The following is a 19,807-nucleotide window of genomic DNA, read 5'->3' as shown; positions in this document are numbered from 1 at the left end:
CCGCGTTTCATGCCTGCATGCCACATTATAGCGAAATGTTGTGACAGCGCGCATGTTGCAGCAAAACCGGACGAATTTCTCCGAAAAACAGTCCTTTTTGCCGCTTTTTTGACCGAGCACCTCACGGAATCCGCGCTCACCCCGTCAATTTCGGACCGAAGCTAACCTACTTTGACGTTTCCGTAAACGTCAAAAATTACACAACTTCGTGCGGGATGGGGAAATGCGCACCCCAGCGGACCGGAAGCTCAAGACAGCAATGTCAGACAGCCTCGCCGGTACGTGGTGCGGCCAATAAAAAACCGCCGGAACGCTTTCGATCCGGCGGTCTGTCTTGAACGATCTAGGCCCGAAAGGTTCGGGCCGCAGGTCAGGCGGCAGAAGATGTCGCCGGTGCGGAAGCGACCGGGGTTCTCGACCGTGCGGGAGCAACCTTCTTCTTCGGCTTCGGCAGCAAACCTTCGCGCTGCGCCCTCTTCTTGGCATCCTTGCGCGCCCGGCGAATAGCCTCGCCCTTCTCGCGCACACGCTTTTCCGAAGGCTTTTCATAAGCCCTGCGTTCTTTCAGTTCACGGAGAATTCCCTCGCGCTGCATCTTCTTCTTGAGCACGCGCAGCGCCTGATCGACATTATTGTCTCTTACCAATACTTGCAATTCAGCTCCTTTCTCAGCCGCGCACAAACCGACAAAATCCAATTATTTCATCGTGTTGCCACGGCCACCTCAATTCATTCGCTTGTATGACTGCACAGACCGGCTACGGGGCTCGCCTGTCGCGCTCGAGGCGCGCGGCTTTCAATCGCTCCGTCTTGGCATCCACCGCGGCTTTTTCGTGCTGCAGGATAGCCTTTGCCGTTTTGTCGGTAATGGCGTTCTTGGCTTCCATCCGCGAAAGCGGTTTCTTGAACAGCGTGTCCTTGGTCAGTCCTGCCGATTTTTGTTCGAGCATTCTACTTACTCCCGGTCAAAAGCCGCTTCACACTTGGGATGCACTTGAAAATAAAAAAGGCCGGGAAAACCCGACCTTTCAATCGCCTCAACAATCAGTGCCAGTACATCCGTGGTCAAAGATCGGAGACAATCACTTTGCGCCCGAGTTAAAGCGCCTGAAGATTATCGGCGGCTTTCTTGCCGGAACGGCGATCCGCCACCAACTCGAAGCTCACCTTCTGACCTTCATTGAGCGTATGCATGCCTGCACGCTCAACTGCAGAAATGTGAACGAACACATCCGGCGAACCATCCTCAGGCTGAATAAACCCAAAGCCCTTGCCGCCATTAAAGAATTTTACTGTTCCGTTTGCCATAGAGAATTCCTTTCAATTCGCATGGTTGGAAGATAACGAAATAATTTTCGTCGCGTTTTACGAAATTGAAAGAAAAGTCATGACGCCTGATGCGCCTTGTCGTTCGATGACAAAATCGATTTTTAATAGATATACCCTTATTACCCCCACTACAAGGGCATCGAGCCAAATTTATTTTTCACCATCAATCCGACTTCGTTATAATTCTTTCAAGAAGAGCGGAAAAGCGCCCGAATTAACATAAAAATTACCACAAAATATTGGATTTTTCTGGCAAGATACGGGACTTTCAATTCGCATGCGACCATGAAGAAAGGCGGCAGAATTGCCGCCTTTTTCCATCTCTTTCCAACTGGCCTTACTTGACCCATACGACGCGGCGCGTCTGCGTATCGATCAGGGCCGGGCGATCTTCCACATAGACATAGGAATATGCCGGCTGGTCGGGTACGGCGACGAGAGGCACATCCTGTGGAATTATCGTTCCTTCAGCGATGCCTCCTTCGATGACGACCGGATCGACGGGATTGGTTTCGATATAGGTCACGATTTCAGTCGGCACCGGCGGCCCGGCATTCGGCCCCTCGGCATAATAGACGACCCGGCGGTTCTGCATGGACACGATTACCGGCTCGCCATTGACATAGATATAGCCGAAATCCGGATTGTCCGGGATCGGATGAACGGCGATTGCGTCGGGCAGTACATAACCATCGCTTATTTCGCCTTCGATGACGACGGGCTCCGAAGGATTTGCGATGACATAATCGCGTGCTGCTTGCGGCACTTCGACAAGTACCCGATCTTGCGCCAGCGCAATACCCGAGCCGGCAAGAAACACCGCTGCGGTCAGAACAAGAGCCTTTTTCATTTTCAGCCTCACTTTCGCATCAGAGCGGATTTGACCTGATCTGAATCCGGCCAGCGCTCTGTCGGTTCGTTTTGACACGCATCCGAAAAACCACTTTGCGGATGCGTTATCGGTCGCAAGGCTGAAATAACCGGTGTGAAGCGCGCAGGTTCCCGCCGGGCGGCACACTTCATGCGACAGGCTGAAACAAAGAGGCCCTGGAAGTCACTCCCACGAGGTCTGGGCGCTACACCCGGCCTGATCAAATCGGCGGGCGTGCCATTCGCGCCAGAATGGCCCGAAGTTCCTCGACGGACCGGTCTATCTCGTTCTTCTTCTTCTCAAGTTCGTGGAGCTTTTCCTTGAAGCGCTGGCGCAGGTTCTCGGTCTCGGCGGGATCGGTAATGCCGTTTTCCCACACGCTGATCAATTGCCCCATTTCGCCGAGCGTGAAGCCGATGCGGCGCCCGAACAGGACGAGCCGCAGCCTCGTATGGTCTTTGTTGTCGTAGAGCCGTGTCACACCCGCACGGCGTGGACTAAGCAATCCCTTATCTTCATAAAAGCGCAAGGCCCGCAACGTCAGGTCGAATTCCTCGGCAAGATCGCCGATCCGATATAATTGACCGCCTGTCTGGTTCTCCCTCCGCGCATTACCACCTGCGCCGGTCAGCAGATCCGCAATCGCTACATCTGCCGCCTGTTCCGGCGCGTTCGACCGTTTACTCATGTTCTACCCTGTTTCCGCCCCCGGAAACCCCGGTCACCGCACGCATGCGCGATGGAACCAATATTGATGACAGCTCACATTGACACTGCTGTCAGTGCGGCAGCTTCGTTTACATTCGCCGCCGCAACTCACTCGCCTGCCATGCTTGATTGATCCGCTTTCATGCCGTCCGGTGTTCGACATGCCGTGTCCGGTCCGCTCAACCGTGAGATGCCGTGCCGCCCCCAGGAAAGCATTCACTTAGCTGCATATATTAACGAGTTGTTTACCACGTTTGTACAAATGTAGGCAGAGCAAATTCTTGCCAGTTGCGTTGGCGAATTTGCCCCGGCGGTCTCTATCATTGGAAAAAGTGAATTTCTCATGGCAAACCCAGATCTGGCGTCAGGTTCACGATCCATCATCGACGAATTGAACGCCCGCCGTGAGCGCCGGGCGCCTTCGCCGGCGATGGAAGAACTCAATCGCACATTGGCAAGCCTGGAAAAGCGCCTGAAGGATCTGGAACAGGACGGTGCTCCCGATATGCGCAACATTCTGCGCTCGGAACGCCAGCCCGCCCGCTATCCGGACGAAACCGTAACGGGCCTTGCCGAAATCGCCGAAAACCTGCGCCGCATGCGCGAAAGCCATGAAGAGCCGCTGTCTTATGCATCCAATGTCGAGGTCAGCCGCGCCAGCCGCGAAATGACCCGCCTTCAGCGCGCCGCAAGCGAAGAAGGGCTCTCGCAAAGGGTAAGCGAAGACTTCGAACGCATCAGTGACAGCGTGCGCCATCTTGCAGACCGCAGCAGCGAGGCCAATGCGCAGGCGCTCCGCCGCCAGCTCGATGAGCTCAACCGCACCGTCCAGGGCCTTGCCCGCGAGGAAACCCTGCATCGCCTCAACAACCGCTGGGATCGCTTCGACGCCCGTTTCGAGGCATTCGAGCAGCGTCACAACGCTGTGGATCCCGCGCTGGACGCCATCGGCTCGCGGCTTGAGCAGGTGCGCGACGCAATCGGCACCTTGCCGCAATCGAACCGTTTGAGCGCGATCGAAGACCGCATCAGCCAGCTGGCAAACTCCATCGAGGAATCGCTGAGCCCGCAACACGCCGCGTCGCTCGAACAGAACCGTCTCCAGCAGATCGACGAGAGGCTGGACGAAATCAGCCGCGCCATCATCGCGACAAGCCGCGCACAGCGGCCCGATCAGGACGGCGCGCGTCGTCTGGAACGGATCGAAGGCCGTCTGGCGGAACTTGCGGACCAACTCGCCACTTCGGCGACGCAGCAGAATTCCGACGCGCTTTACCGCAAGCTGGGCGAACTTTCCTCACGCATCGACGGGCTTTCGAGCGGTTCGGCGCTGCCGGATGGCGTCATCGACCAGCTCGCACACCAGATCAACCTGCTCGCCAATCAGGTTGGCAAGGTGATGGAAAATCTCAGCCAGTCCGACTATCACGCCGTTGAAGCGCGTCTTGAAGCCATCGGCCAGAAGCTCGAAGCAGCCGAGCGCCGGTCGGAGGAGCCGCATCCTCTGGTTCTGGACAAGATCGACCGCCGCTTTGCGGAACTGACCGAGCGTCTCGACGCGCAATATGCCACGCAGCATGTCGACCCCAGTGCGCTCCATACGCTGGAAGGCCGGATCGACGATCTTTCGCAGCAGATTTCGCTGGGTCTCCTTCAGGCACCGGCCTATGACGGACCGGGGCTGGACGTGAAGGCGATCCGGAGCCTTGAGGATCAGATTGCCAACATCGCCCACCACCTTGCGCAACCGGTGGCCGAGATTGCCGAACTGAAGCCGCGTCTCGATTCCATCGAGCGTTCCATCGCCTCCAATCGCGAAACCGTGCTCGATGCCGCGCGTGAGGCGGCGGAAAGCGCCGTTGCACGCGTTCTACAGCACGGATCGCACAATGACAGCGTGATTGCCCGGCAGCTGGCCGAGGACATGAAATCGCTGGAAGCGCTGGCGCGCAATTCCGACGAGCGCAACGGCAAGACTTTCGAGACCGTCCATGACACGCTGGTCAAGATCGTCGACCGTCTGGCCAGGCTGGAGCAGGACGTCGCGGGACGGGCGGACGGCGAAAGGCTGCCCTCCCCCAATTCCGGTTCGCAGCGCCCGTCGGCAACGCGGTCACCAGCCGCAGCGGCTGCGGCAGCGGCATTTGCAACCGTCCAGAGCGAAGCCGGTCCCGCCGACACGCGAGCAGACGTCACGGCTGAAAAGTCCTCGCTCTTCGGCGGTTTCGCCAAAGCGATACGCGGTCGCCGCGCCGACAAATCCGCCGGTAAGAGCGACGAAGTGCTCGAAGCCAGTGCCTTCGACGCGACATTCAACACCCCTGCTTTCGACAGCGAGCTGGCTGCCGTGGAAGCGATCACCCGCAAGGAACCCGAGCTGGAACGGACCCCGTCCCCTCGCCCCGAGGGTGAAGGCATGCCGGACCTCAATTCGATTATGAAGCGGGTGCGTGAAGAACGCCGCCAGCGCGAAGATGCTGCCGATGCCGCACTTGCCGCCAACGGCAAGGTGGACTTCATAACCGCCGCCCGACGCGCCGCGCAGCTTGCCGCCGCCGAGTCCGAGCAGCTTCAGAAGGGTGCGGCGAAGCGCACGAACAAGAAGAAGTCGTCTGTTGGCGACATGATCCAGCGCCAGCGCAAGCCTATCCTGATGGCCATCGGCGCCGTGATGATCGCCATGGCCGGACTCCAGATCGGTTCTGCATTCCTCAACCGCGACGAGCCGGTGGAAACGGCAATTGATACCGCGCCAGCGCAGATCGACACCACTGCCGCAGACACGACGCCAGCGCCAGCAGACGAAATCGCCGCCAAGATCACCGCCGACACCACGCTCGCAGCACAGCCATCCGCTGAAGCTGCCCCTGTGGCGCCAGCTCCGATCACGGAACCGCGCGAGGAAAAAGCAGCGCAGACAGACGAGCAACAGGCCGCGATGGATATCCCGGCGCAGGTTGAACAGCCTGCCGCAACAGCGACGGAAACGGCCGCCAATCCGGTGCAGCCGGTGGAAACCACGGCAGCGACCGAGCCCGCAGCCCAGTCTCAAGCTGCCATTCCGCTAGTGCCGGAAGAAGCGGGTCCGGCAGCGCTTCGTGAAGCCGCTGCCAAGGGCGACGCGCGCGCGCTCTTTGAAGTCGGCAACCGTTACATGGAAGGCCGCGGCGTTGCCGCCGACTTTGCCAAAGCGGCACAGTGGTACGAGATTTCGGCAGGTCAGGGCTTTGCCCCCGCGCAGTATCGTCTCGGCAACTTCAACGAAAAGGGCCTTGGCATGCCCCGCGATCTGGACAAGGCCAAGACCTGGTACCAGCTCTCGGCCCAGCAGGGCAATGCGAGCGCGATGCATAATCTTGCCGTGCTTTTCGCAACCGGCGCCAATGGCAACCCGGACAATGCTTCAGCCGTGCGCTGGTTCACCGATGCGGCTGAACTCGGCGTCAAGGACAGCCAGTTCAATCTCGGCATTCTTGCCGCCAAGGGCCTTGGCATGCCGGTCAATCTGGAAGAAAGCTACAAGTGGTTCTCGCTTGCCGCCAATGCCGGTGACAAGGACGCAGCCGACAAGCGCGACCAGATCGCCAAGGCGTTGAAGCCGGAGCAATTGGAACGCGCCAAGGATATGGTGAAGCTGTGGAAGGCGAAGCCGCTCGATCAGGCGACCAATTCCATCGACGTTCCGGATGCGTGGACCGAAGCAAAGCCTGTCACCACCGGCTCGGTGGACATGAAGAAGGCCGTCCGCAACATCCAGCTCATCCTTCAGAAAAACGGTTATGACATCGGCACAGCCGACGGGGTTATGGGCGGCAAGACCCGCGCCGCGATTGCGGCGTTCCAGAAGGCAAACGGACAGAAGCCCACCGGCGATGTCGACCAGAAACTGGTTCAGCTCCTGCTTGAAAAGAACAAGTAACTCATTGGAGCCATAAGGATATCTGCAAGGGCGGCCCAGGCCGCCCTTCCTGCGTTTCGTCCGCATTCTTCTGAAAGAAGTGACAGGTTGATCCGACTCGTTGAGGCTTATTATCTACGTCCTATCAACGAGGGGATAGACTATGCTCTTGCATGTAAACAACGACATGGAAAACGGTATCATCGCGAAAATCCCTCTCGCGCTCGACAAGGATATCAAGAATTTCCAGGGGGATGCGATCGACTTTGAAATCTCCTCCGGCGACAAGCAGCTTATTCCCGCCGAAGACATTCATCCCTACAAATCCATTTTCAAGGTTCTTTCCGGCAGTTCTGAACTGAAGAACATCTTCATAGCCGTATCGTTCAATGCGAATTTCACCACGCCGGACGGCAAGAAAACCTGCCTGACACGCTCCAGCCCGATGGAAGACTGGAATGTGATGAATGGCAGCTATTATGCCGAAAGCATGAACTGCTTCGGCTTCAAATCCAGCAGCCGTTTTGCCGGGAATTTCAGTGTCAACCTGACCAATCCCTACCTTTACATCATAAAGAACGGCAGCCTGACCGACAGCAAGATGTCGGACAACATTTCGATCCGCGCGCAGTTTTATCCGTCGTCCGGCCATTCGGTCATCACGCCGAAAGAAGATATCAATATCGTCATCAGCAATCGCCAGAACGCCGCAGACTGATTCATTGCGCATCAGCGCCGCTATCTTTGATAGTATATCCCATATAATAGGTAGGATTATCTTGAAAAAAGCTGTTTTCGATGATCTTGGGCGCTCTTTTTGTTGTTCTTGAACAACACCCCGGATTTTTCCTTCAATATAGTCCTGCAAGGTAACCTTATCGGCATTCGGCGTTTGACTTCCCGATGACGACAGAGCAAGACACTATGAGAGGTGGCCAGGCTGGAACTCACGAGCAGACTAAAGCCTAACTACTTGTTTTCATGCATTTCCGGGCGCACACTATTTTCATAATGTTGCCGGAGATGCTTTGGTAAGGTGAGACATCTTGCGGAGAAACGCGACCGCAAGCAGCTGTGTGTCGTGCGTTCGTGAAAGCCGGGTTGGGAATTGGGTATTTATCTTCCCATTGCGGAATTGTCGGTCAACATGCTGGTTCTACTAGGCATGGGCGCCGCCGTGGGTTTTCTTTCCGGATTGTTCGGTGTTGGCGGCGGTTTTCTCATCACGCCACTGTTGATCTTTTATAACATTCCACCTGCCATCGCGGTCGCCACAGGCGCCAATCAGGTCATCGCCTCGTCGGTTTCAGGCGCGCTGGCGCATTTCAAACGCCGAACGCTCGATATCAAGCTCGGCCTGTTTCTGGTGGCAGGCGGCATATTGGGGTCCCTCGTCGGCATCTTCGTCTTTTCATGGCTGCGCGATCTCGGCCAGCTGGACCTGATCGTCTCCATTCTCTACGTTTTCTTTCTCGGCACCGTCGGCGGACTGATGCTCGTGGAAAGCCTGCGAGCGCTTCGCCGCGTGAAGAAGGGGCAAGGCGGGGCCGTGCGGCGCTCGGGCCAGCACACATGGATACACCGCCTGCCCTTCAAGATGCGGTTTCGTGCGTCCACCATCTATGTCAGCATCATTCCGGTGCTCGGCATCGGTTTCTTCATCGGCCTGCTTTCCTCGGTCATGGGTGTCGGCGGCGGCTTCATCATGGTTCCGGCGCTCATCTACCTGCTGCATGTTCCGACCAATGTGGTTGTCGGAACCTCACTGTTTCAGATTACCTTCGTCACTGCGGTCACGACCGTGCTGCAAGCAACGACCAACCAGTCCATCGATATTGTGCTGGCCTTCCTTCTGATGGTCGGCGGTGTCATCGGCGCGCAGTATGGCGCACGTGCCGGGCAGAAACTTCGCGGCGAGCAGTTGCGTCTTCTTCTGGCGCTTCTGGTGCTGGCGGTCGGCCTGCGCCTCGCCTTCGGGCTTTTCGTGCGGCCGGACAACCTCTTCTCCATTTCGATTGCGGATATCTGACATGCGGAGCTTCACGCTTTCCTCCGCATTGATCTTCCTTCTGATGACGGGAAGCGCGCTGGCGCAGGTCGATTCCAGCGGCAATGGCAACACGGTTCCGCAATTGCAGAACCCCGCCGATGAGACCATCGAAATCGGCCTTTCCACCGAAACCATCGCCATCACATCGAATTTCGGCGGCACCGATCTCACAATATTCGGCGCGCTCGACAATGCCGATCCCACGATCCAGCGACAGGGCCGTTACGACATCATCGTGGTGCTGCAAGGCCCGTCCCGCGATCTGGTCGTGCGCAAGAAGGACCGTTATCTCGGCGTTTGGGTGAATGCGGTTTCAGAGACCTTCATGGGGGTCCCGCTCTCATACTCGCTGGCATCCACCCGCAATTTGCAGGACATTACCGACGAGAAAACCTATCGCCAGCTTTCCGTGGGCGTGCGCAATTTCTATCTCGTGCCGGAAGACCCTGCCAGTCTGTCGGGCAATATTCCGAGATTTGGCAATGAACTGCGCGAGATGAAAATCCGCCAGGGCCTCTATACGCAGCGCATCGGTGGCGTGGAGTTCATTTCGCGCACGCTGTTCCGCGCCACGCTGAACCTCCCCGCCAACGTGCCGGTGGGTCGCCACAAGGCCCGGGCGCTTCTGTTTCGCAACGGCGTTTTCCTGCGGGAAGCCAATGCCAGCCTCGAAATCGTCAAGGCGGGTTTCGAGCAGAGCATCTACAACGCGGCCCATCAGAACAGCTTTCTCTACGGCCTGTTTGCCGTTTTCCTTGCCGTCTTCACCGGATGGTTCGGGCGCATTCTGTTCCGTCGGGATTAACCGCCATAAAGCGCACCGCGCGCTATCGGGTAAACCTTGCCCTGACCGAGCATATAGGCGCGCAGCGCCTCATCGGCGAAGAGCCCGCGGAAGGCGCGATCCAGAATGTTCAGCGCACCCGTATAGGCTCCGAAAGCAGGCATGATGAGCCTTTCCCCGTCGCTCACGAAACAGGGGCGTCGCACCGACCGGCCGCGCCTGACGATGCGCGCGGCGGGATGAAGGTGGCCTGCGATCTCGCCCTGCCCGGCCTTGCGTGACGGCTCATGCCGGAAGGTGAGCGGTCCGACCGCCAGTTCCTCGACACAATCCCCCGGCAGGTCGACCGGGCGATCCGGATCGTGATTGCCGGTGATCCAGAACCAGTCGCGATGCTCCATCAGCGATTTCAGCCGGATGGCATAAAGCGACGGCAGACGCTCGCTGGCCTTGGCATCGTGAAAACTGTCGCCGAGGCTGATGACGGTTCGTGGCTGATAGCGCGCGATGGCCACCGCCAGCATGTCGAGCGTTGCCGCCGTGTCATAGGGCGGGATGAGCTGGCCGCGCCGGGCAAAGGACGAGCCTTTTTCCAGATGCAGGTCGGAAACGATGAGTATGTGCAGATCGGGCAGAAACAGCGCGCCGGATGGATCACACAGAGCCGCAACGTCACGCACTTGCGTATGGGCCAGATTGTAGGCCTCTCCACTTCCCCACACCGCAGTTTTCATTGCATTGCTTCCCTGATCAGATCGTCTGCCGCTTCTTCAAGCAGCATTTCATCTCCTTCGCCTGCCACGCGCTCGCGCCCAATTTCGAGCATCACAGGCAGCGCCAGCGGCGAAATCCTGTCGAGCGGCTTGTGCAGCAGATGGCCTTTCACGCGCGCCAGCATGTCGCCCAGACGCCTGATATCCAGCAGCCCCGTCGCGGCATCCGCGCGCGTCGCCTGCAATAGAATATGGTCCGGCTCGTGGGTGCGCAGGACGTCATAGATCAGGTCGGTGGAAACCGTAACCTGACGGCCTGTCTTTTCCTGTCCCGGATGACGGCGCTCGATAAGCCCGGAAATCACGGCGCAATTGCGGAAAGTGCGTTTGAGAAGGTAGCTTTCATCAAGCCATGCTTCGAGATCGTCGCCCAGCATGTCTTCGTCGAAGAGCCGGGTAAGGCTGAGTTTTCCCGAGCCGATCATCGCGCCCATATCCTTGAGGCCCCATAAGCCCAGCGAATAATCGGTCGCGACAAAGCCCAGCGGATGCGCGCCCATGCGTTCCAGACGGCGTGTCAGCAACATGCCGAGCGTCTGGTGCGCCAGCCGGCCCTCGAAAGGATAGGCGACCATGTAGAAGCGACTGCCGCGCGGAAAGGTTTCGATCAAAAGCTCGTCCGTTGCAGGCAGCACCGATTTCCATTGCTGCACTTCCAGCCATTCCCGCACCTGTTCCGGCAGAAACTGCCAGCGTGTGCGGTCGGCGAGCATGGCGCGCACCTGCGCGGCAAGATAGGTCGAAAGCGGAAACTTCCCTCCCGCATAGACAGGTATCTTGGCATCTTGACCGGCCGCATTGGAGGCGATGCATTCATTCTCGCGGATGCCTTCGAAGCGCAGAACCTTTCCGGCAAACAGGAAGGTGTCGCCAGCAGTCAGCGTCTCCAGGAAATATTCCTCGATCCGGCCAAGGACACGTCCACCCCTTGCGCTTCCGCCCTTGCCGCCGCGAGTAAGCCGGACATTCAGCTCCGGCGCTTCGACAATCGTGCCGATATTGAGCCGATATTGCTGCGCGATGCGCGGATTGGACACCCGCCACGTGCCGTCCACGGTCTTGCGGATTTTCGCAAACCGCTCATAGGTCTTGAGCGCATAGCCGCCGGTCGCCACGAAATCCAGAATGCGGTCGAACGTGTCTCGCGGAAGGCTCGAATAGGGTGCGGCGCTTCGCACCTCACGGTAAAGCTGGTCGGCCTGGAAAGGCTCGGCGCAGGCCATGCCAAGCACGTGCTGGGCCAGTACATCCAGCGCCCCTTCGATCAGGGGCGGCGTATCCTGTGCACCCAGATAATTTGCGTCGAGTGCGGCGCGGCACTCCATCACCTCGAAGCGGTTGGCGGGCACGAGAATGGCCCGGCTCGGCTCGTCCATCCGGTGGTTGGCGCGGCCGATACGCTGCGCGAGGCGGCTCGCCCCCTTCGGCGCGCCGACATGAATAACCAGATCGACATCGCCCCAGTCGATCCCGAGATCGAGCGTCGAGGTCGCGACCACAGCGCGCAAGGTGTTGGCGGCCATGGCCTGCTCGACCTTGCGGCGCTGGCTCGCATCGAGTGAACCGTGATGCAGCGCAATTGGCAGCGTGTCCTCATTGACCCGCCAGAGTTCCTGAAACAACATCTCCGCCTGGCTGCGGGTATTGACGAACAGAAGCGTCGTGCGGTGCTGGCGGATCGCCTCGTAGATATCGGGGATGGCATAGCGCGAGGAATGTCCTGCCCATGGCACGCGCTCATCGGAATCGAGAATGGTGATTTCCGGCTTGGCACCGCCGTCGACCGTCACAAGACCGGCCATGGAATCGTCGCCATCCTGTTCCACCAGCCAGCGGCGCAGCTGGTCAGGCTCCGCCACCGTTGCGGAGAGGCCGATGGTCTGCAATTGCGGTTGCAGGCGGCGCAAGCGCGCCAGCCCCAGCGCCAGAAGATGCCCGCGCTTGGAAATGACCAGCGAGTGCAACTCGTCCAGCACCACGTAGCGCAGGCCCTTGAAGAACTGTTCCGCACCCTTGGATGCGATCAACAGCGCAAGCTGCTCCGGCGTCGTCAGCAGAATATCCGGCGGCGCCAGTTTCTGTCGCTGGCGCTTGTGCGCAGGCGTATCGCCGGTGCGCGTCTCGATGGTGATGTCGAGACCCATTTCCTCGACCGGCACGGTGAGATTGCGGTGAATATCGACCGCAAGTGCCTTTAGCGGCGAGATATAAAGCGTATGCACGCCGCGTTTCGCCATGCTGGGCTTCAGGCGGCCGCGTTTTTCCAGATCAACCAGCGCAGGCAGAAAGCCGGCCAAAGTCTTGCCCGCGCCGGTCGGGGCAATCAGCAGCGTGGACTGGCCCTGTTCGGCACGCGCCAGAAGCTCCAACTGATGGGCGCGCGGCGACCAGCCCTTGGCCGCGAACCATTTGAGAAAACGGTCCGGCAAGGGAAAGGCGGCAGATGCGGCGGCGGGTTTCTGGTTCAGTGTCACGCCGTCAATCTAATCGCAGCGAGGCGAACCGCCAAGGTGTTTGTTCACTTTTGTTCTCATTTTGTCAGCAGACGCAGGCTCCCTCCCTTTTCGGGGTGGACTTCGTGACCTATCTTGAAAACCATGCGCTTCAACCAGCTTCTATGCTCCTCTCCCAAAGGTCTTTATTGCCCGCCCGGCGATTTTTACATCGACCCGGTGCGCCCGGTGGAACGTGCGCTCATCACCCACGGGCACTCCGACCACGCGCGTTCGGGCCACACCCATGTGCTGGCAACGCGCGAAACACTCGACATCATGGCGTTGCGCTATGGGGTGAATTTCGCAGAAACGACGCAACCGGTAAGCCTCGGCGAAACCCTCATGATCAATGGCGTGCGGATAAGCTTTCATGGAGCGGGCCATGTGCTTGGCTCGGCCCAGATCGCGGTGGAAATGGATGGCACCCGCATCGTCGCTTCGGGCGACTACAAGCGGGCAGCCGATCCGACATGCGCCCCTTTCGAGCCCGTCGCCTGTGATGTCTTCATCACCGAAGCCACTTTTGCCCTGCCGGTATTCCGTCACCCGGATGCAGCACACGAGATCGCGACGCTTCTCAAATCGATCCGGCAGTTTCCCGAGCGTGCGCATCTTGTCGGGGCTTATTCGCTGGGCAAGGCGCAGCGGGTCATCAAGCTCATACGCAATGCAGGCTATTGGGAACCGATCTATATCCACGGCGCGCTGGAAAAGATCTGCGAGTATTATCAAACGCAAGGTGTCGATCTCGGACCTCTCCAACCGGCCACGCTGGAACGCAGTGCGGCACAACCGGATTTTGCAGGAAAGATCATCGTCGGCCCGCCCTCGGCTTTCTCCGACCGCTGGGCACGACGGTTTCCCGATCCAGTCCCAGCCTTTGCCTCAGGCTGGATGCGCATCCGACAGCGCGCCAAACAGCAAGGCGTTGAACTGCCGCTCATCATTTCCGACCATTGCGACTGGGATGAGCTGACGGCGACCATAACGGAAATCGCCCCCGCAGAAGTGTGGGTTACCCATGGACGTGAAGAAGCTCTCGTTCGCTGGTGCGAGTTGCAGAACATACCGGCAAAGCCGCTGCATCTCGTTGGCTATGAAGATGAGGGCGACTGATGCGCGCTTTCGCCGAACTTCTTGACCGGCTCGTTCTGACGCCGCAGCGCAACGGCAAGCTGCGCTTGCTCATCGACCATTTCCGCACAGCACCGGACCCTGATCGCGGCGTGGCGCTGGCAGCGATCACCCGCGATCTGGAGCTGCAAAGCGTAAAGCCGGCCATGCTGCGCGCGCTCATCGCCGAGCGGACAGACCCGACATTGTTTGCCTATTCCTACGATTATGTCGGCGATCTTGCCGAAACGATCTCGCTGATCTGGCCCGGCCCCAGCGAAACTGCCCCCGGAGCCGATCTGCCGCTTGGCATCGTGGTGCACGAATTGCAGAACGCTTCGCGCCGCGAAGGCCCGATGCTCGTCGCCGGATGGCTCGATGTGCTTGGCATTTCCGAACGTTACGCACTGTTGAAGCTCGTGACCGGGGGCTTGCGCGTCGGGGTTTCCGCCCGTCTGGCCAAGCAGGCGCTGGCAGATTTCGGCGGCGTCGACGTCGTGGAAATAGAAGAACTCTGGCACGGCCAGTCACCACCCTATGAGGCGCTGTTCGCCTGGCTGGAAGACCGCGGTGAAAAGCCTGCGGCCACCGCAGCCGCTCCGTTTCGCCCTGTCATGCTGGCGACGGCCCTTGATGAAGCGGAAATCCCCTCGCTCGACGCATCCGCCTTTACGGCCGAGTGGAAATGGGATGGCATTCGCGTTCAGGCTGTCGCGGAAAACGGCCTGCGCCGCCTCTATTCGCGCACGGGGGACGATATCTCCGGCGCGTTCCCCGATATTCTGGAAGCCATGGATTTCGAAGGGGCGATCGATGGCGAGTTGCTGGTTGGCCATCACGGCGAAACCGGCATAGAGACAGCCACGTTCTCCGACCTCCAGCAGAGGCTGAACCGCAAGACGGTAAGCGCAAAGCAGTTGCGCGACTATCCGGCCTTCGTGCGGGCCTATGACCTGTTGCAGGAAGGGAACCAGCAGACCGGTGCCGATCTGCGCGCCCTGCCCTTTCTGGAGCGCCGCGCGCGCCTGCAAAGCTTTGTCAGCAGGCTCGATCCGCGCCGCTTCGATCTCTCGCCCGTTCTGCCATTTTCCGACTTTGAGGAACTGGCGCGGTTTCGCGCCAATCCGCCACATCCGGTCATCGAAGGCGTCATGCTGAAACGCCACGATAGTACCTACCTTCCGGGCCGCCCCAAGGGACCGTGGTTCAAATGGAAGCGTGATCCCTTCACCGTCGATGCGGTGATCGTCTATGCCCAGCGCGGGCACGGCAAACGGTCGAGCTATTATTCCGATTTCACCTTCGCCGTCTGGACGGGACCGGAGGATGAACCCGTGCTGGTGCCGGTCGGCAAGGCCTATTTCGGCTTTACGGACGAGGAACTGAAATTGCTGGACAAGTTTGTGCGCGAGAATACCACCGAGCGTTTCGGGCCGGTGCGATCCGTGCGCGCCGAACCCGATCATGGGCTGGTCGTGGAAGTCGCCTTTGAAGGTCTCAACCGTTCCACGCGCCACAAATCGGGGGTCGCCATGCGCTTTCCGCGTTTTTCGCGGCTGCGCTGGGACAAGCCGCCCCGCGAAGCGGACCGGCTCGAAACGCTTGAAAAGCTGCTTTCCTGATTATTTGGCCGCCGTCGAAACGCGGATTTCGTAGATATTGACCGCCTTGCCGGAACCACTGAGATCCGAATTGACCGTGATCGTGCCTGCACGACCTGCCTTCTGACCCGATGGCATTTCCATATCGAAAAGGAAATCGCTCACGGAATCACGCACGTCGTAGCGCCTGCGTCCGCAATCGCCGAGACCGCCGAAATCGCAGTTGACAGACATCTGGGTCGTCTTGCCGTCGTCGGCGCGGGCCACGATGTTGAAGGTCGCCGTCTTGCCAACCAGCTGATCCAGAATGCCCTCACCCACATCGAATGTGACCGTATCTTCGGCTCCGGCGGACTGGATGCGGGCGAAGCTGCGCGTGCCCTCCTGCCTGATTTCAGCCGTGGCGCGTCCCTTGACCGACATGCGTGTGGCTTCCGAAGGCTGGAAGATGGTGATCCATTTCAACCCGCCCGGCTCCTCGCCTTCCTTAAGGGGAGCGATATTGCCTTCACTGTGCAGCGGATTGTTGGCCGGTCCGCTGCTCAGATCGATAAAGCTGTTATAAAGCGAATAGCCGATGAAAGCCGCAACCGCGAGCACAAGCCCTGGAATGCCGTAGCTGTAGAAAGGCGAATGGCGCTTCTTCTTGCGGCGGTCCTTCCGCGAAACGCCGCCCTCATAGCCGAGGTCGGCATTGCTGCGCTTCTTCTGCCGCGAAGTCGCACGAATATCGCCGGTATCGAGCGCGGGCGATGTTTCCTCTACCCTGCCGCCAAGCACCGGGTCTTCCCTCAGGGGTGCATCGAGCGTCGGCTCGTGACGGGCGCTCGTCTCTCCACCGGTCTTGAATTCCTGTTCGATGCCGGAGATCGCGTCCTTGAGGTTCTGGCGGCGCTGTTCCTTCTGCGCATCGCTGAGCGCGGCGTTTGTCGCAAGAGCGCGCTCATGCGCACCCCAGGCGGATTCATAGATTCGCTGGCGGGTCGCCGGATTGTGTGCATCCGCCTTGGCAAATGCATTCCTGATCGCGCGCTCAATGCTTTCCAAAGGCTGCTCTTCCCTTGTTCGTTTTTCCGCCGTCTCGTTACGCCCTCAACAGGTGCAAGCGGTTCCCGATGCAGACGCTTTCATAAGCCTCAGCGAAATTAACGTCTGAATCAAGGCATTTACCTGTTCTTCACCCGCTTTGACTAGCCGATAAGCTTAACAGAGACACCAAATATTAACTCTGAATGCGGTTTTCCCCCATCCGTATAGTTCTGCAATACCAAACTGCACCCATTGCAGGTGCTCGAAACATCCTCAACTATAGCGGCGATTCTCTTCGCGCGTGTCGTCCAATAAATAAGGGGCGCCATATCGATCGTGTTCGGCATGTTCTGTCGCAATGCCGAAAGACGGCTGAGCGGCGACAGACCCGCTTGCGTGCTTTTGATATTGCCGCCCGGCAAGGAGATGCTAGAACTATTACGTTTACGGAAACGTCAATCATGGAGGAAGATTGAAAATGGCCTTGCCGGATATTCTGAAAAGCAGATTGCGCATCCCGGTGGTTGGCGCTCCCCTATTCATCATTTCGCATCCGGCTCTGGTGATGGCGCAGTGCAAGGCAGGCGTCGTCGGTTCCTTTCCTGCTCTCAATGCCCGTCCAGAGGCACAACTCGATGAGTGGCTGGCGGAAATCACCGAAGGGCTTGCTGCTTACGACAAGGCCAATCCGGACCGGCCGTCAGCACCCTTCGCCGTCAACCAGATCGTGCACCGTTCCAACAAGCGCCTCGAGCACGATCTCGGCCTTTGCGTGAAATACAAGGTGCCGATCGTCATCTCCTCGCTCGGTGCCGTGCCGGAAGTGAATGCGGCAATCCATTCCTATGGCGGCATCGTCCTCCATGACGTCATCAACAACCGTCACGCCAATTCGGCAATTCGCAAGGGCGCGGATGGTCTCATCGCGGTGGCAGCCGGTGCGGGCGGCCATGCCGGTTCGCTGTCGCCCTTCGCGCTCGTGCAGGAAATCCGCTCCTGGTTCGACGGTCCCCTGCTCCTTTCGGGCGCCATCGCCAACGGAAACTCGATTCTTGCCGCACAGGCCATGGGCGCTGACCTCGCCTACATCGGCTCGCCGTTCATTGCCACGACGGAAGCGCGCGCGACGGATGCCTACAAACAGATGATCGTCCACTCGACTTCCTCCGACATCGTCTATTCCAACTACTTTACCGGCATTGCAGGGAACTACCTGAAGCCATCCATCGCCAATTCCGGCATGGACCCTGACAACCTTCCCGAAGCCGATCCTTCCAAGATGGATTTCGAGACTGCGCAGCAGGAAGGCGCCAAGGCCTGGAAGGATATCTGGGGCTGCGGCCAGGGCATCGGGGCGATCCATGAAGTAGCCCCTGCGGGACAACTGATCGACCGCCTCGAGCGGGAATATAAGGAAGCCCGCCAGCGCCTTTGCGCAAGCGCATGATTCCGGGAAACGTGACGGTACCGCGCCGGCGAGACGGCTGGCGCGGGAGAACTGCCTTCCGGTTCGCACGGCACGATCGCCTGCTTACTCATAAATCCGGCTTTTTGCGCGTTGGAGGGCGGTGGCGACGTGCATGTTGTGAAAGCTTTTGAACAAACATGGAGTTTGTTTGAATTGGGCCTTGCTTTCCTCCCTGCTTTTGGTTATCAGCGCACCGTCCAGCCGGAAACGGTTGGCTCCTTCGGGAAATTGGAACGCAACGTTCCGGGCCGCTTTAGCTCAGTTGGTAGAGCACATCATTCGTAATGATGGGGTCGCGTGTTCGAGTCACGCAAGCGGCACCAGTAAAATCAAGCGTTTAGCTGTTTTTCATTTTCGCCTTATTAAGCTAGCCATCACCTTTGGCAAGCGCGATGCGTCGATTATTTATTTGCGCCAGACAAATGCTTCGAAAAAAGGCAGACCGAAACGACCGGCTTCAGCATGCGCAAGATATAATCGCGATCGGACAGCAAAATTGCGCCAACCAAAATCTTCAACTGTTCTCGGGGTCTTTGGAACAACGTCCCACAAAAACACAGCACAGTGCCAATTTTCAAAACTCAAGTTTGACTAAGCCCTTCGTTGGAGCAAAACTGATGTTGCTAATTCATCAGCAGTAGGCTCACCCCTTTTCGTTGGTGCAAATGATGCCGGGGTATCCAATCGGACAAGAAAACACCCCGCGGCATTTCACTCGATTTCCGGGTTGGGCGGGGGACAGGCCATGCTCCAGACCGACGTGTCAGAAGACCTAGGCTCTTACAGGATTCACGCCAAGGCGGACCTTGCGCGCAGCGCAGTGCTGGACTGGCCCTATCTCTGCGGCATGAACCTGCTCAAATATGCCGTCGATGAAGCTATCTCTGAACAACTCGCCCTGATGGGCACGGCATCGAACGCAGACCGGGCATGGATGATCGAGTATCGGCCAAACCTGCTTCGGTTCTGCAACACCCATGAATGGTGCCGGGGGCAGACCAGGGCCTATATCTCCGAGCTTCAGGAAACGCCCACCACGCTCATCGCCTGGCTGCACAAATATCTGGTTCTGGGCCATGCGGTGGCGGTCCACGACGTGACAGACCTGCCCCGGACGGCGCGTGCGATCCAGGTAGAGTTTCTCCGTCAGGGCAATAAAAGCGTCCTCAGCGTACCCGTCTTCTATGACAACAAACTGCGCGGCATCATCGGCTTCGACACGACCGTCGCGAACAAGATATGGTCGACCAGCGAAGTCAACGCCCTGTTCCAATGCGCCAATCTCATCGGACAGGCAAAATACTCGACCGGTCACGCGCTGGAAAAGACAATCGCGCCCGAAAATGCGGCGCCCCTCGTCTATCTGAGCAATCGCGGCGTGGTGCGCGGCGTTCAACCTGAAATCATCGTCGGGGTGCGTTCGGCAGGCAATTACAGCGAAATCTGGCTCGAAGATGGGTCTATGCTGCTCGATTCGCGCTCGCTGGGCATGTGGTCCAGCCTGCTGCCGTCGAAAATCTTTCTCCGGGTACACAGAACCGCTTTCGTCAATTCGCTGCACGTCGTCAATGTGGACCGCAGAAAAATTGACAAATGGCAGATCAGGATGCGGTCTGTTGACCGGGCATGGCCCGTGTCACGCTCCTACCGAAAACAACTGCGCGAGCGTATGGGCATATAATCGCTTA

The 19,807-nt window shown here is 58.7% G+C and carries 16 protein-coding genes and 1 tRNA gene; 9 read left to right on the top strand and 8 right to left on the bottom strand.

Going from position 1 to position 19,807, the window contains the following annotated elements; translation table 11 throughout:
• Positions 1–370: 370 nt before the first annotated feature.
• From rpsU to ACS5UA_RS18770, 5 genes are all read right to left on the bottom strand, one after another.
• A complete protein-coding gene (gene rpsU / locus ACS5UA_RS18790; RefSeq protein ID WP_025090998.1) occupies positions 371–655 on the bottom strand; it encodes a 30S ribosomal protein S21 in 285 nt (94 codons plus the stop codon).
• A gap of 103 nt (positions 656–758) precedes the next feature.
• Positions 759–950 carry a hypothetical protein gene (locus ACS5UA_RS18785; RefSeq protein ID WP_006469319.1) on the bottom strand — a complete coding sequence of 64 codons (192 nt, stop codon included), beginning with the start codon at positions 948–950 and terminating at the stop codon, positions 759–761.
• Positions 951–1,098: 148 nt separating this feature from the next.
• Positions 1,099–1,308 (bottom strand): cold-shock protein, encoded by a 210-nt coding sequence (locus ACS5UA_RS18780; protein WP_006470569.1) that lies wholly within the window; start codon positions 1,306–1,308, stop codon positions 1,099–1,101.
• A gap of 358 nt (positions 1,309–1,666) precedes the next feature.
• Positions 1,667–2,179 (bottom strand): DUF1236 domain-containing protein, encoded by a 513-nt coding sequence (locus ACS5UA_RS18775; protein WP_025090997.1) that lies wholly within the window; start codon positions 2,177–2,179, stop codon positions 1,667–1,669.
• Positions 2,180–2,420: 241 nt separating this feature from the next.
• Positions 2,421–2,888 carry a MerR family transcriptional regulator gene (locus tag ACS5UA_RS18770; RefSeq protein ID WP_006469324.1) on the bottom strand — a complete coding sequence of 156 codons (468 nt, stop codon included), beginning with the start codon at positions 2,886–2,888 and terminating at the stop codon, positions 2,421–2,423.
• Between the two features lie 687 nt (positions 2,889–3,575).
• Between ACS5UA_RS18770 and ACS5UA_RS18765 the strand changes: the two genes are divergently transcribed.
• The 4 genes from ACS5UA_RS18765 (at position 3,576) to ACS5UA_RS18750 (ending at position 9,661) form a co-directional block, all read left to right on the top strand.
• Positions 3,576–6,827 (top strand): peptidoglycan-binding protein, encoded by a 3,252-nt coding sequence (locus ACS5UA_RS18765; RefSeq protein WP_374846592.1) that lies wholly within the window; start codon positions 3,576–3,578, stop codon positions 6,825–6,827.
• Positions 6,828–6,969: 142 nt separating this feature from the next.
• Positions 6,970–7,524: a hypothetical protein gene (locus ACS5UA_RS18760; protein WP_006469327.1), complete on the top strand. Its 555-nt coding sequence runs from the start codon at positions 6,970–6,972 to the stop codon at positions 7,522–7,524.
• A gap of 429 nt (positions 7,525–7,953) precedes the next feature.
• Positions 7,954–8,835, top strand: a complete 882-nt coding sequence (locus ACS5UA_RS18755; protein WP_025090993.1) for a sulfite exporter TauE/SafE family protein — start codon at positions 7,954–7,956, stop codon at positions 8,833–8,835.
• A 1-nt stretch (position 8,836) separates the two neighbouring features.
• Positions 8,837–9,661, top strand: coding sequence for a TIGR02186 family protein (locus tag ACS5UA_RS18750; protein ID WP_063620294.1), 825 nt, complete (start codon positions 8,837–8,839; stop codon positions 9,659–9,661).
• Here the strand turns inward: ACS5UA_RS18750 and pdeM are convergent.
• Together pdeM and ACS5UA_RS18740 are read right to left on the bottom strand one after the other, a co-directional pair.
• On the bottom strand, positions 9,658–10,374 hold the full coding sequence (pdeM, locus tag ACS5UA_RS18745; RefSeq protein WP_006469330.1) for a ligase-associated DNA damage response endonuclease PdeM: 717 nt from the start codon (positions 10,372–10,374) through the stop codon (positions 9,658–9,660). The two genes, ACS5UA_RS18750 and pdeM, sit on opposite strands and share 4 nt — an antisense overlap.
• Entirely contained in the window at positions 10,371–12,887 is a 2,517-nt protein-coding gene (locus ACS5UA_RS18740; protein WP_063620295.1) for a ligase-associated DNA damage response DEXH box helicase, read from the bottom strand. The genes pdeM and ACS5UA_RS18740 overlap by 4 nt, the downstream gene beginning before the upstream one ends.
• Positions 12,888–13,010: 123 nt before the next feature.
• Here ACS5UA_RS18740 and ACS5UA_RS18735 point away from each other — a divergent pair, with 123 nt between their 5' ends.
• Both ACS5UA_RS18735 and ACS5UA_RS18730 read left to right on the top strand, forming a co-directional pair.
• A complete protein-coding gene (locus ACS5UA_RS18735) occupies positions 13,011–14,024 on the top strand; it encodes a ligase-associated DNA damage response exonuclease (protein WP_063620296.1) in 1,014 nt (337 codons plus the stop codon).
• Positions 14,024–15,643: a cisplatin damage response ATP-dependent DNA ligase gene (locus ACS5UA_RS18730; protein ID WP_063620297.1), complete on the top strand. Its 1,620-nt coding sequence runs from the start codon at positions 14,024–14,026 to the stop codon at positions 15,641–15,643. Before ACS5UA_RS18735 ends, ACS5UA_RS18730 begins: the two co-directional genes overlap by 1 nt.
• On the opposite strand, the gene ACS5UA_RS18725 is transcribed toward ACS5UA_RS18730, so the two are convergent.
• Complete coding sequence (locus tag ACS5UA_RS18725) at positions 15,644–16,669, bottom strand: hypothetical protein (protein WP_006469334.1); 1,026 nt, start codon at positions 16,667–16,669, stop codon at positions 15,644–15,646.
• A gap of 460 nt (positions 16,670–17,129) precedes the next feature.
• Between ACS5UA_RS18725 and ACS5UA_RS18720 the strand changes: the two genes are divergently transcribed.
• The 3 genes from ACS5UA_RS18720 to ACS5UA_RS18710 all read left to right on the top strand — a co-directional run bounded on the left by ACS5UA_RS18720 (position 17,130) and on the right by ACS5UA_RS18710 (position 19,800).
• On the top strand, positions 17,130–18,098 hold the full coding sequence (locus ACS5UA_RS18720) for an NAD(P)H-dependent flavin oxidoreductase (RefSeq protein ID WP_006470561.1): 969 nt from the start codon (positions 17,130–17,132) through the stop codon (positions 18,096–18,098).
• Positions 18,099–18,366: 268 nt separating this feature from the next.
• Positions 18,367–18,442, top strand: a tRNA-Thr gene (locus ACS5UA_RS18715).
• 422 nt (positions 18,443–18,864) lie between these two features.
• Positions 18,865–19,800: a LytTR family transcriptional regulator DNA-binding domain-containing protein gene (locus ACS5UA_RS18710; protein WP_006470560.1), complete on the top strand. Its 936-nt coding sequence runs from the start codon at positions 18,865–18,867 to the stop codon at positions 19,798–19,800.
• The last annotated feature ends 7 nt before the right edge of the window (positions 19,801–19,807 follow it).

This window comes from Brucella sp. RRSP16 (assembly GCF_052246815.1).
Classification (GTDB): Bacteria; Pseudomonadota; Alphaproteobacteria; order Rhizobiales; family Rhizobiaceae; genus Brucella; species Brucella intermedia.
Note: the sequence above shows the minus strand (reverse complement) of the source record. Positions and strands in the feature narration are given on the sequence as shown.